General features: G+C 55.5%; 11 protein-coding genes. 5 read left to right on the top strand and 6 right to left on the bottom strand.

What is annotated here, in order from left to right; translation table 11 throughout:
• The first annotated feature begins 104 nt into the window (after positions 1–104).
• The gene (locus tag VQ830_RS05035; protein WP_337266972.1) at positions 105–707 is read left to right on the top strand and encodes an SCO family protein; all 603 of its coding nucleotides are present in this window, start codon (positions 105–107) and stop codon (positions 705–707) included.
• Between the two features lie 37 nt (positions 708–744).
• Positions 745–1,623: a 50S ribosomal protein L11 methyltransferase gene (locus VQ830_RS05030; protein WP_337266971.1), complete on the top strand. Its 879-nt coding sequence runs from the start codon at positions 745–747 to the stop codon at positions 1,621–1,623.
• Positions 1,624–1,881: 258 nt separating this feature from the next.
• Here VQ830_RS05030 and VQ830_RS05025 read toward each other — a convergent pair whose 3' ends face one another.
• Positions 1,882–2,028, bottom strand: coding sequence for a hypothetical protein (locus VQ830_RS05025; RefSeq protein ID WP_337266970.1), 147 nt, complete (start codon positions 2,026–2,028; stop codon positions 1,882–1,884).
• 369 nt (positions 2,029–2,397) lie between these two features.
• Between VQ830_RS05025 and VQ830_RS05020 the strand changes: the two genes are divergently transcribed.
• The gene (locus VQ830_RS05020; RefSeq protein ID WP_337266969.1) at positions 2,398–4,227 is read left to right on the top strand and encodes an aminopeptidase P family protein; all 1,830 of its coding nucleotides are present in this window, start codon (positions 2,398–2,400) and stop codon (positions 4,225–4,227) included.
• A gap of 104 nt (positions 4,228–4,331) precedes the next feature.
• On the opposite strand, the gene VQ830_RS05015 is transcribed toward VQ830_RS05020, so the two are convergent.
• From VQ830_RS05015 to VQ830_RS04995, 5 genes are all read right to left on the bottom strand, one after another.
• Entirely contained in the window at positions 4,332–4,640 is a 309-nt protein-coding gene (locus VQ830_RS05015) for an AzlD family protein (RefSeq protein WP_337266968.1), read from the bottom strand.
• Positions 4,641–4,642: 2 nt separating this feature from the next.
• On the bottom strand, positions 4,643–5,347 hold the full coding sequence (locus tag VQ830_RS05010) for an AzlC family ABC transporter permease (RefSeq protein ID WP_337266967.1): 705 nt from the start codon (positions 5,345–5,347) through the stop codon (positions 4,643–4,645).
• A gap of 235 nt (positions 5,348–5,582) precedes the next feature.
• Positions 5,583–6,209: a bifunctional nicotinamidase/pyrazinamidase gene (gene pncA / locus VQ830_RS05005; RefSeq protein ID WP_337266966.1), complete on the bottom strand. Its 627-nt coding sequence runs from the start codon at positions 6,207–6,209 to the stop codon at positions 5,583–5,585.
• A gap of 105 nt (positions 6,210–6,314) precedes the next feature.
• Entirely contained in the window at positions 6,315–7,589 is a 1,275-nt protein-coding gene (locus VQ830_RS05000; protein ID WP_337267132.1) for a sugar MFS transporter, read from the bottom strand.
• 336 nt (positions 7,590–7,925) lie between these two features.
• Positions 7,926–10,382 carry an ATP-dependent helicase gene (locus VQ830_RS04995; protein ID WP_337266965.1) on the bottom strand — a complete coding sequence of 819 codons (2,457 nt, stop codon included), beginning with the start codon at positions 10,380–10,382 and terminating at the stop codon, positions 7,926–7,928.
• Between the two features lie 316 nt (positions 10,383–10,698).
• Between VQ830_RS04995 and VQ830_RS04990 the strand changes: the two genes are divergently transcribed.
• Together VQ830_RS04990 and VQ830_RS04985 are read left to right on the top strand one after the other, a co-directional pair.
• Positions 10,699–11,694 carry a flagellin N-terminal helical domain-containing protein gene (locus VQ830_RS04990; protein WP_337266964.1) on the top strand — a complete coding sequence of 332 codons (996 nt, stop codon included), beginning with the start codon at positions 10,699–10,701 and terminating at the stop codon, positions 11,692–11,694.
• Between the two features lie 160 nt (positions 11,695–11,854).
• On the top strand, positions 11,855–12,520 hold the full coding sequence (locus tag VQ830_RS04985; protein WP_337266963.1) for a YiaD family glycine zipper/OmpA-like lipoprotein: 666 nt from the start codon (positions 11,855–11,857) through the stop codon (positions 12,518–12,520).
• The last annotated feature ends 16 nt before the right edge of the window (positions 12,521–12,536 follow it).

The raw sequence follows: 12,536 nt of genomic DNA, 5'->3' as shown, positions 1-12,536 counted from the left end.
CATTATCAGAACAGCACGCGAGCCCCCTTTACGGCTCGATTGTCTGGCGGCCGTTTCGAAGGTGTGATCGGCGCAGATGAAATGTGTTCGTCCGGAGAGTACCAATGAAGTCGATTCGTATTGCCGCATGGATCGGCGTCCTCCTGGTCGCAGCTGTCCTCGGATATCTGACCCTCAATCCCCCGCAACCGGGGGCTGCTGGCAATGAAGCAGCGTTTGGTGTGCCTTTCTCGTTGGTTTCCCAAGATGGCAAGCCGATCACGGAGCAGGCTCTGCGGGGAAAACCATCCGTGCTTTTCTTCGGTTTCACGCATTGCCCTGAAGTTTGCCCAACGACATTGTTCGAGATGGATGGCTGGTTGAAGAAGGTGGATCCGGAGCGATCAAAGCTTCAAGCCTATTTCGTGACGGTCGATCCGGAGAGAGATACGCCTGACGTCATGAAGCAATATGTGTCGAATGTTTCCGACCGGATCGTTGGAATCTCAGGTCCACCGGAAAAGATTGCAGATGTGATCAAGGGCTATCGTGTCTATGCCAAGAAGGTGCCTCTCGACCCGGCAAAACCCGATGGCGATTATACGATGGATCATACTGCTTCAGTATTCCTACTCGATTCGGCAGGCCGTTTTGCCGGAACGATCGCCTATGGTGAGAACCCGGACACCGCAATAAAGAAGCTGGAAAATCTTATCTCCAAGGGTTAGGACCGTCTTCTTCTAGGACAATTGAAAGAGACGGATCGTGAGCGAACTGCGCCTTTATGTGACGACGACCGAAGCGGGGGCGGCTCACGTTCTCGATATTCTTTCCGACGTGTTCGGCGAAGAGGATTTCGCGATCGCGACTACGGAGATCGACGAGAAGCGGGATGTATGGGAAGCCTCCGTCTATCTTGATCTAGATCAGGAGGACGAGGTCAGGCACCGTGTATCGGGCGCACTTGCCGAGCAGTTCCCGGGGCTTGAATTACAGCGGGAAGTCATTCCCGAGGTCGACTGGGTCGCAAAATCTCTTGAGGGGCTGAAGCCGGTCAGGGCAGGGCGCTTTCTCGTCCACGGATCGCATGATCGCGATAAAGTCAATTTAAGCGATATCGCAATTGAGATCGACGCCGGTCAGGCATTCGGCACGGGTCATCACGGTACGACGGCAGGTTGTCTGGAAACGATCGACCATGTTCTACGCTCTCGCAAAGTTAAAAATGCGCTTGATCTGGGAACGGGAAGCGGTGTCCTGGCGATTGCCGTGCGCAAGCTCAAGCCGATACCGGTCCTAGCGACGGATATCGATCCGATTGCTACTCGGGTTGCCGCCGAAAATGTCCGCCGAAACGGCATCGCAAGTGGAATTGTGACACGCACGGCTCCTGGGTTTCATTCCACATCCTTCTCGGAATATGGTCCCTTCGATTTGATCATTGCCAATATTCTGGCTCGTCCCCTGATCCGGATGGCTCCGCAGCTTGTCAGTCATCTTGCCCCCGGTGGTTCCGTCATTCTGTCCGGCATTTTGGCCGCGCAACGATGGAAGGTTCTTTCCGCCTACAATGGGCAGCATCTTCGCCATGTGCGAACCATCTGGCGCAATGGATGGGTCACCATACATCTTGATCGGCTCTAACTGGCCTCAGACAAGCGCCTGACCGTCAGGCTGTGGCGCATCTCCTATCGATCTGTGCACACGCCGTAAATTCACAAAGACCGGAGCAGCGAGGGAATAAAAAAGGCGACGCTTTACAGCGTCCCCTGGACCGGTTTCCCGGCAAAGTCCGCGAGCCTGGGAGGAGAACGCTCAAGCGGACTTTCTACTTGTTTCGCATGCTTACCCGTTTGGGAGGAGGAGTACAGGCAGGCACTGGTCGAAACGCGTAGCTCTTGATTACAAAGCGATCTTGTTGGCGACCATTGCCGGGCGCATAACCTCTGCACCGGCAGAGTGGCGCGAACCTACCGTGTGACGAACGGTCCGGCGCTCGCCAGCCCGGATCAGGCTACCATGTGCGAAACGCGGAAGGGAGGCAGTCATTTCAAATTCCTTTGGTTGCAGGCTCGTTTGCCCTCATCGATGACCGCTATGTATCAACTTTCGACGCGACGTGTGAGAGGGGCTGTCTCATGGGAGCTATGCACGGCTTGCATGAAGTGCGAAAATCGATGAGGCTTTGCCCCATTTATGCCGGAATTTTGGGCGGATGGCACGCCGCGGTCTTAACCTTGGTCCAGCATTGCTGGAGCTTTTCTGCAATGTTCAAACCTCATCAAGGTAGTGCAAATGCTTCTTAGCGCATTCCGCACGTGAGGTTTTCAAGCTGTATTGCTCTTTCTATGTCCCTTTTCGCAAAAAACTCAGCTAGGTATTCGTTATATCCTTCTTTGACTCAGTGCAGGTTCAGCGATGTTTCAGTCCTTCGAAGTTACTTCCACGCCTCAGTTCGGTCGTGAGCGTGTCGACGCTTTGCGTGCCAGCTTCGACGAGCTCGGTATTGATGCATTTCTCGTGCCGAGAGCCGATGAGTATAACGGCGAATACGTACCGCCTTCGGCTGAGAGGCTTGCCTGGCTGACCGGTTTCACCGGCTCTGCGGGTGTAGCGTTGATTACCCGTAACCAGGCCATTGTTTTTGTTGATGGACGATATGTAACTCAGCTTGCCGAGCAGGTGGATGGAAGCGTGTTCATCGGCGGCGATCTGGTTGGCGAACCCCCAGCCGTTTGGCTCTCCCGTCACGGCTCGCGCGGCTTGCGCCTCGGGATAGATCCGTGGCTTCACGCCGGCACGGAAGTTCGACGCCTTGCCGCATCGCTCGCCGAAATCGGCGGCGCCTTGGTCATTTTGCCCCATAACCCGCTCGACCGGATTTGGGCCAATCGTCCCGCCGAGCCCAAAGGTGCCGTTGTCATTCAGCGCATCGATCACGCAGGTTTGGCGGCGGAGGAGAAGATCAGACGGATTGCCGAGGATCTGGCAACGCGCGATCATCAGGCGGTTCTCATTGCGGATCCCTCTTCTGTTGCTTGGATTTTCAACATCCGCGGTAGCGATGTGCCTCATACGCCGCATCCACTGGCCCGCGCCATCGTTCATTGCGACGGGAAGGCCGAGCTGTTTCTCGATAAGGATAAGACCAATGCTGAGGTGAAAGGCTATCTAGCTGGGCTTTGTGATCAGCATGCGCCGGATATGCTCGTCGAGCGATTGCAAGCTGTCGCTGCCAATGGTGCCAAGATTGCTGTCGATCCCGATATTGCATCTTATGCGCTAGGCGCTCTCATCGAACAGGCTGGCGGCAAGCTTGTCGAAAGTTCCGATCCGGCAAAATTACCGCGTGCCGTGAAAAACAAGGTGGAACTCGAAGGCTCAGCGAAAGCTCATTTGCAAGACGGCGCTGCGGTCACCGAGTTTCTGTGTTGGTTGGCTTCGGTAAAGGACGAGCAAGTTACGGAAATTCATGTTGCAGAAAAACTCGAGGCAACGCGCGCCAAGGTCGGCCAGAGCTTTCAAAACCCTCTCAAAGATATTTCGTTCGATACGATTGCCGGTGCCGGCGAGCATGCCGCTATCATGCATTATCGCGTGACCACAGCGAGTGATCGGCATTTGAAGACAGGCGAGCTGTTCCTGATCGATTCAGGCGCGCAATATATCAACGGAACGACGGACATCACGCGGACCGTCGGCATCGGTGCGGTCGATGAAGAGAAGAGGCGCTTCTTTACGCTGGTCCTGAAAGGCATGATCGCGATCAGTACGGCGAGATTTCCCAAGGGAACGCGTGGTTGCGACCTCGATCCACTCGCACGTATTTCATTGTGGAAGGCCGGCGTTGATTTTGCTCATGGCACAGGCCACGGTGTCGGCTCTTATCTTTCCGTTCATGAAGGTCCTCAGCGGATCGCGCGGCTTTCGACACAAGAGCTTCTGCCGGGCATGATCCTGTCGAATGAGCCAGGCTATTATCGTCCAGGAAGTTTCGGCATTCGGATTGAAAACCTCATTTACGTTAAAGAGGCCGAAGCGGTGGATGGCGGCGATATCCCGATGCTCGGATTTGAAACGCTGACATTCTGCCCCATTGATCGTAACCTTGTGCAGACCAACCTGCTAACGAGCGACGAGTTGGCATGGCTTAACGCCTATCACCAACTGACCCGCGAAAAGCTCATGCCGTTGTTGCAGGATGAGAATGTCAAGCGTTGGCTCGAAGGGGCAACGCAGCCCCTATAGACTGCCTGAGCGCGCTATACATGCATCAGACATGGTGCGGCTGAAATGGTCGCACCTTATGAGAGACATGAAGATGCGCAGTAAGCGCTTTGCTGGTCCTATTGCTAAAGACCGAAGCCGTGTCGCATCACGATGACCACCAACCATGCAGCGACGACCATCCAGATATGGGCAAATCGGAGCCCGACCAGCAGCGCAACGACGAGCGCAAGCTTAGTTTCCCAAGGGCCCGTGAAGAAGGCCGGCGCTACCAGTGTGGTCAGCACAGCAGCAGGCACTGCGTTGAGCGCCGCTTCCATCCGCGGTGGGATGTGCCGCAAGGTCTTCACCATCAAGTAGCCGCTAAAACGTGTTGCATAGGTAACGAGAGCCGCTGCAGCGATCAGAAACACCATGTGAGGATCGAGTTGCATTATCAGGCTCCTTCCGGCCCGGCGGGTTTGGCCGATGGCGGCGGCAAAATCGCAGCTAAAGTAATGCCAGCCAAGGCGCCGAGGCTGACATGCCAGGGAGAACCGACATAGTGGTAGGCGAGGGCAGAGAAGACTGCACTTGTCATAGCGACTGGCAGGAAATTCGGGCGGCTACGAAAATCGATCAGCGTCCCGAGAAAATAGGCGGGCAAGAGCGCGTCAAGACCCATAGCCTTTTGATCAGTAATCAACCCGCCGAGAAGCGCGCCGACAATTGTGAAAGCGATCCAAGGTATATAAACACCGAGCCCAAAGCCCATGTACCATGGAAACGTTACGCGTTCGCCGCTTTCCCCGCGTTTGGCCGCTTCCGCGAATTGCGGGTCCACCAGCAGGAAAAATGCCGCGGCTTTCTCAGCGCCCGTGAACGACTGGATGTAAGGCGCTATTGCAGCCGAGTAGAGCACATGCCGGAAGTTGACTGCCAGGATCGAAAGGACGATGATCCAGGCGGCAACCTCGTGGCCAAACAATTCGATACCGACGAGCTGGCTTGCACCGGCATAAACGGTGGCGCTCATCAGCGTTGCTTCGGCGAGCGACATGCCTTTGTCAACGGCCAGCGCGCCGAACAGAGCGCCAAAGGGAGCGACAGCGATTGCAACGGGCAGCCCGCCCCGAACACCCTCAAAGAAGTCGGGTCTCATATTCTGCTTTCCTTATGAAGATGACACCCTTTAGAATGACCGGATTCAAGGCACAATCGAATTTCGCTGATCTATCGATTGCTTTTCCTGAACAAAGCCGGCTCGAACCGGCGCAACGGCGAAAGAACGCAATTGCCAATCGCCCGAGGGCGGGCCGCTGCATCAAGCAAAGTCTGGGGGAAGCCTGAAGCGTGACAACCAACAGAGAAACCGGCCGGATCCGGATGCAGGCGCGCTAGGAATTGAGGATAGACCGACTTGTCACGATGTCTATGCCGCGACGGCGCATTTCGAGGATCGCGTTCGCGACGCCTTCTGCGGAGATGCCGCGGCTAGCATCCTCAATGAAGCGTACCTTGACCCCAGGCATCATCTCGACGGCGTCTATGGCAGAATATTGAACGCAATAGTCGGTCGCAAGCCCACATACATCAAGCGCGGTGACGCCCTGTTGTGCGAGATAGTCGGCGAGGCCTGTAACGGCGGTTTGGTCGTTGTCGCGGAATGCGGAATAGCTGTCGACGAGGGGGTTTTCCCCTTTTTGTTGGATGAGATCAATTTCGGCCGTGTTCAGTCCGGGATGGAGCTGCGCGTCGTCCGTTGCTTTGACGCAGTGATCGGGCCAAAGCATTTGTGGCTTTCCGGCCAGTTCGCCCATTTCGAACGGCTGCTTGCCCGGATGAGACGAGGCAAAACTGCCGTGACCTGGAGGATGCCAATCTTGCGAGGCCACGATCAAATCGTAATAGCCGCTGTCGATGAGCCGGTTTGCGACAGGAACGACTTCGTCACCATGAGGGACTGGAAGGTTGCCCCCTGGGCAGAAACCTTTCTGGATATCAACCAGCAACAAGGCCTTCATTTTTTAATTTCCCCATCATCCATCACCCCTACGATGCCAAGTCGAGAGATGATCCGCAAGCGGTAAGACGCGCCGCTTTGCGTAGCGCGTCTTACCTGTTCAGCCTTAATTTGGCTTGTGACCCATTAGTCCATAGTAGGCGATGTAGATGTAGCAGATGATCGGGAGAAGGAATGCGAGGTGAATGCCGATCGTGTCTGCAAAGCCGCCCATCATCAACGGTAGAATCGCGCCGCCAACGATCGCGAGGCATAAGATGCCCGAGCCTTGGCTGGTATGTCTGCCAAGGCCATGCAGCGCGAGGCTGAAGATGGTCGGAAACATGATCGAGTTGAAAAGTCCGATCGCCAAAATCGACCACATGGCAACATGACCGCCGGAAAAGACCGTCATCAGCAGCAAGAGAATCGCGATGACGGAGTTGAAGGCGAGGGCCTTGCCGTCTCCGACATAGCGCATCGCCACTGCGCCGATGAAGCGTCCAATCATTGCGCCACCCCAGAAGTAGGTGACATATTTTGCTGCAGCTGCTTCCGGCAGACCCGCGATGTCTGGCTGGCCAAGAAAGTTCACGAGGAAGCTGCCGACGCTGACTTCGGCGCCGACATACAGAAAGATCGCAACTGCGCCTCGAACGAGATGGCGGTACTGCCAGGCAGAACCACTGCTTGCGCGTGGTTCCAGATCTTCGGCCGCGTCGACACGGGGAAGTTTCAAGGCGGCAAAAGTTGCAGCAAGGATAAAGAACGCGACGGCAAGGATCATGTAAGGCAGCTTGACAGCATTGGCCTCCGCAACACGCGCGGCTTCAACCTGTTCTGGCGTTGCTCCCGCCATGACAGTAGCGGTAGCCGACAAGATCAGGAGCGCGCCGAAATATGGAGCCAGCGTGGTGCCGAGCGAATTGAACGCCTGGGTGAGCGTCAAGCGACTTGCAGCCGTATCAGGCGGTCCCAGGACCGTCACATAGGGATTGGCCGCAACCTGGAGAAGCGTGATGCCGGAGGCGAGCACGAAGAGCGCACCTAAGAACAGGACGTAAAGACGATAGGTGGCCGCTGGAATGAAAAGTGCGCAACCGATGGCGCAGATCAAAAGGCCGCCGACAATACCCCATTTGTAGCTGATTTTCTTGACCAGCGCGCCCGCGGGCAAAGAGGCAATGAAATACGCGCCGAAGAAGCAGAACTGGATCAGCATCGACTGGGTGTAGTTGAGCTGGAACACGTTTTTCAAATGCGGAACGAGGATATCGTTCAAGCACGTGATAAAGCCCCACATGAAGAAAAGAGCTGTCAGAGCGCTCAGGGCGAAGGTGTAACTATTTTCGCGGGAGGTTGCAGAAGACGAAGCGGGCTTCGTGGTGGATCCTGTGGTGATTCCTGCCAATTTGATTACCTCATACTATTGTAACCCATCGCTGCGGCATAAGACGCCTCCCAACGAGCTTCAGCGTCAGCGACGGGAAAAATGATTACTTCTGCGTTATAGGGTAATCGATCAAGAAATCGATAGGGTGCAAACGATTTGTTGGGCCGGGAATTTGACGTTCCACAGCCTTAGCGCCCTTGAGTGACCGGATAAAGATATGCAAACGTGTCTGAGCTTGTGCCAACTCGTTCCGCTCAGAGCAGCCCTTGAGTGAAACGTGGATCAGCTCAATAACATCATGACAGGAGCTCGAGCCAACATTCGGCTTTGACTGCGCAACATCCGTCAAACGGCTTCTACAAAGCCGTCTAAAACGCGTTTTTGGCCAGCGCGATCAAAGTCTATGGTGAGTTTGTTGCCTTCTATCGCGGTAATGTTGCCATTGCCGAACTTGATATGAAAAACTCGATCGCCCGTCTTGAAACGCGACGGTTCGTTGCTGGTGGATTTTGCCACCAGTTCGCCTTCGATTGTTCTGACCTTTGGTCCACTTTCCCCGTATCCTATTCGTTCGACAGAATGGCCGGACCGCGTGCCCCAGTTGTCGCGCGTCGCGTCCGTCTGGTTGGCTTGCGCGCGTTTCCATCCCGGCGTTGCATAGGACCCCGCAAACGGCTCAGCTTTATCGAAGCGCGATGCACCGTAGTTGCCGCGGCCGTAGCCTCCATAGCTTTGCTCAACCTCGGCAACTTCAACATGTGTCACCGGTAGTTCGTCAAGGAAACGTGACGGGATCGTCGACTGCCAGAGGCCGTGGATACGCCGATTGGACACGAACCAGATATGGCATCTACGCTTGGCGCGCGTGATGCCGACATAAGCGAGGCGTCGTTCTTCTTCGAGGCCGGCTCGACCGCTTTCGTCGAGCGAACGCTGATGCGGAAAAAGACCTTCCTCCCATCCAGGGAGGAAAACGGTGTCAAACTCGAGACCCTTGGCAGAATGCAGGGTCATGATCGACACCGCGTCCATGTCTTCGTTCTGCTCGGCGTCCATGACCAAGGAAACATGTTCCAGGAAGCCGCGGAGCGACTCGAAGCTCTCCATAGAGCGTATCAATTCCTTCAAGTTTTCAAGCCGTCCTGGCGCTTCGGCAGACTTGTCCGCCTTCCACATATCGGTGTAGCCCGATTCTTCCAGAATCTGCTCCGCAAGTTCCGTATGCGGCGTTGTTTCGAGAAGCTCCTGCCATCGCCTGAAATACTGCACGACATCGAAAAGCGCCTTGCGCGCCTTTGGCTTCAACTCATCGGTATCGATGATCTGCGCGGCCGCGGCCAACATCGGGATGTTGCGAACTCGGGCGTAGTCGTGAAGCGCGCGAATAGTCGTATCGCCCAGCCCTCGCTTTGGCGTGTTGACGATACGCTCGAAGGCAAGGTCGTCGGCAGGCTGTGAGACGAGCCGGAAATAAGCCATCGCGTCACGGATTTCGAGACGCTCATAAAAGCGTGGGCCGCCGACAACGCGGTAATTGAGGCCAAGGGTCACAAATCGATCTTCGAACTCACGCATCTGGAAGGAGGCACGAACCAGAATTGCAATATCGTTCAGCTTATGCGTCTTGCACTGGAGTTGCTCGATTTCTTCGCCAATCGCACGGGCTTCTTCTTCTGAATCCCATGACGCATGCACCTGGACCTTCACGTCTTCCGGATCTGCCCGCTCGGTAAAGAGAGTTTTGCCAAGCCTGCCTTCATTGTGGGCGATGAGATGAGCGGCTGCTCCAAGGATGTGCGCGGTTGAGCGGTAATTCCGCTCCAGCCTGATGACTTTTGCGCCGGGGAAATCCTTCTCAAAACGAAGAATGTTGTCGACCTCAGCGCCGCGCCAGCCATAGATTGACTGGTCGTCATCGCCGACGCAGCAGAGATTCACCGATGCACGACCTTCGATCGGGGCTCGCTGCGCAAGAAGTCGCAGCCAGAGATACTGCGCCGAGTTCGTGTCCTGATACTCATCGACCAGAATGTAACGAAAACGCTGGTGGTACTCCTTCAGCAGATCGGGGTTCTTCCTGAAGATGGCGATCGGGTGCATCAGAAGATCGCCGAAGTCGCAGGCATTCAACGTCGCAAGCCTGGATTGATAGGCGGCGTACAGCTCTCTTCCACGGCCATTGGCAAAAGCGCGTGCGTCGCCCTCGGGAATGTCGGCAGGCGTCATTCCCTTGTTTTTCCATCCGTCGATCATGCCCGCCAATTGTTTTGCGGGCCAGCGTTTATCGTCCAGACCTTCTGCCTGGATAATCTGCTTCAAAAGCCTGATGACGTCATCGGTATCGAGAATGGTGAAGTTCGATTGCAACCCGGCCAATTCGCTGTGCCGACGAAGGAGCTTTACCCCGATTGAGTGGAAGGTACCAAGCCAGGGCATACCTTCGACAGCGCCGCCGACCAGAAGCGCAATTCGTTCTTTCATCTCGCGCGCGGCCTTGTTGGTAAACGTCACCGCCAAGATCTGCGATGGATAGGCACGCCCGCTCGCCAGAATATGAGCGATTCGGGTCGTCAGGACGCGCGTCTTGCCTGTGCCTGCGCCCGCCAGGACGAGCACTGGCCCTTCCAGGGTTTCAACGGCATCGCGCTGCTCAGGGTTCAGGCCGGTCAAATAGTCGGCGGGCCGTTCGCCGCCGCGCGCTGCCATCGCCCGTGCCGCCAAGCCGCTAGGCGCGGCTGGTTTACGCGGCGTTTCGCTGGGTTCTTCGTCGAAGAATGGTATGTCGTCGAAACCGTTTGTCATAGCCCGTAATGTAGTGATTCGGACAGGAAAGACCAGAAATTCGTTCTGCTTTCATTCCGCGTTACCGTCCAATTCGAACGAGGCCTGATGCTCTGCCTGGCGCTCTCGTCCGTGCCTTATGGTTTATGAAGATTTGCGAGGCAAGGTGAATTCTTTGTCTAAATTAGCGGATTTTTAAACATGAACGGTAATCATTCAGCTCAGCCGCCGGGGTTTTGTGTGTGTTGAAACTACGGGGGCTTCGGGTACCGATTGGGAGATCGGTTGCTGCAGATGATGTGTATCTAGTTCGTGTGCTTATCCGGAGTTCAGTATCTTGAGTATTTATCGGCGTGAGGCGGTTGACGCTGCGCTCTATGTGCTGCGTGACGTTAACCGCAACCTTCTGACAACCCAAAGACAAGTCGCGACGGGTCTGCGCGTCGAGCGCGCTTCAGACAATGGTGCTTATTGGGCGATCAGTACAAAACTTAAGACCGATCAGAAAGCACAGTCCGCCATCCAGGACGCCTTGGGCTTGGCGGGTGCCACTATGGACACGGCCTATTCCGCGGTGGCCGAAAGCACGGACCTTGTTTCCGAAATCAAGGCCAAACTTGTCGCCGCCACGGAAACAGGCGTCGACAAGACGAAAATCAATGATGAGCTTACTCAGCTCAAGGATCAGCTGCGATCGGTCGTCAGCTCGGCGACATTCAATGGAGACAACTGGGTCCAGCTCAAAGATGGGGATAACCCCGCCAAACCACGGGAAATTCCGGCCTCGTTTATCCGAATGGCGGATGGCACGGTGCGAGTCGACAAGCTGAGCTATCAGGTCGATATTTCACCGAGCGGAACGACGACGTCGAAAGACGCGCGTTACCTTGTGGATGATCGGCCCGATCAGAGCGGGCAGAACGGTGTTTTCACCTCTGTGCATTTCGCGACGGAAACTGGCGCCTCTCAAAACTACGTCCTTGTTAAAACCGCTGGAGATTCAACGGGCCAGGTCGAAATCGCGCTCACGGAGAACACCAGCCAGGACCAGGTAAAGGAAATGGTACGCGTCGTCGATGCGATGCTCAACCAGATGACAACAGTTGGATCTGCATTCGGCGCCTTGGAAAAACGAATTTCCTTGCAAAGCGATTTCTCGAAATCAATCAACGACAACTATTCCACGAGCATCAGCAGAATGATCGATGCGAATATGGAAGAAGAGGGCAGCCGCCTGAAAGCGCTACAGACGCAACAGCAATTGGCGCTTCAGTCGTTGTCCATTGCAAACGCCGCCTACGATACGGTTCGCCAACTCTTCCAGAACATCTGAGCTGTAGGCCGCCATTTTGCTGTTCGCGTTCATATTCGTTGCAGCTTGCATCGATAAAGGCAGGGAGCGAGGGATAATGTGATGGAGCATGGACTGGTCCATCTTCTTGCCTCATTCCTCGATAACTCCTCGCTTCATATTAAATTGAGGGCGCCTTTTCATGATGAAGAAACTTATCCTTGCCACTGTTGCAGTCAGTTACCTGAGCGCGTGCACCACAACCGATCCCTATACCGGGGAACAAAAGATGTCGAACACGTCGGGCGGAGCATTGCTGGGCGCTGGCGTAGGTGCGCTTGCGGGACTGGCGGTCGGCGGTTCGGCACATGGTCGGCGTAACGCAGCACTGATTGGTGCTGGTATTGGCGCGCTCGCTGGCGGTGCGATCGGCAATTACATGGATCAGCAGGAGTCCGAGCTGAGGGCGCAACTGCAAGGAACGGGCATTTCGGTCACCCGCCGCGGCGACAGCATCATCTTGAACATGCCGTCCAACATCACGTTTGACGTGGACCAGGATGCGGTGAAACCTGGTTTCTATGAAACCTTGAATTCCGTGGCAATTGTTTTGAGAAAGTTCAACCGCACGCTAATCGACGTTAACGGTCATACCGATTCGACCGGCAGCCTTGAGCATAACCAGGAGCTGTCGCAGCGTCGCGCGGCGTCCGTCGCGAATTATCTCGGCGATCAGGGAGTCGATCAGCGCCGTATTTCGGCAATGGGCTTTGGCCCGTCCCAGCCGGTTGCATCCAACGCGACAGAAGCGGGGCGTGCTCAGAACCGCCGCGTCGAAATTCAGATTGCGCCGATCAAGGAAGGCTGATCAGGTATTGTTTTGC

Origin of the sequence: Oryzifoliimicrobium ureilyticum, from assembly GCF_037199735.1 — a bacterium.
GTDB lineage: Bacteria > Pseudomonadota > Alphaproteobacteria > Rhizobiales > Rhizobiaceae > Rhizobium > Rhizobium ureilyticus.
This window is presented reverse-complemented; position numbering and strand designations above follow the sequence as displayed.

Coding starts and splice junctions, on each gene's coding strand:
- VQ830_RS05015 (WP_337266968.1), bottom strand. CDS start 4,640: ATGCAACTCGATCCTCACATGGTGTTTCTGATCGCTGCAGCGGCTCTC.
- VQ830_RS05010 (WP_337266967.1), bottom strand. CDS start 5,347: ATGAGACCCGACTTCTTTGAGGGTGTTCGGGGCGGGCTGCCCGTTGCA.
- VQ830_RS05025 (WP_337266970.1), bottom strand. CDS start 2,028: ATGACTGCCTCCCTTCCGCGTTTCGCACATGGTAGCCTGATCCGGGCT.
- VQ830_RS05035 (WP_337266972.1), top strand. CDS start 105: ATGAAGTCGATTCGTATTGCCGCATGGATCGGCGTCCTCCTGGTCGCA.
- VQ830_RS05020 (WP_337266969.1), top strand. CDS start 2,398: ATGTTTCAGTCCTTCGAAGTTACTTCCACGCCTCAGTTCGGTCGTGAG.
- pncA (WP_337266966.1), bottom strand. CDS start 6,209: ATGAAGGCCTTGTTGCTGGTTGATATCCAGAAAGGTTTCTGCCCAGGG.
- VQ830_RS04985 (WP_337266963.1), top strand. CDS start 11,855: ATGATGAAGAAACTTATCCTTGCCACTGTTGCAGTCAGTTACCTGAGC.
- VQ830_RS04995 (WP_337266965.1), bottom strand. CDS start 10,382: ATGACAAACGGTTTCGACGACATACCATTCTTCGACGAAGAACCCAGC.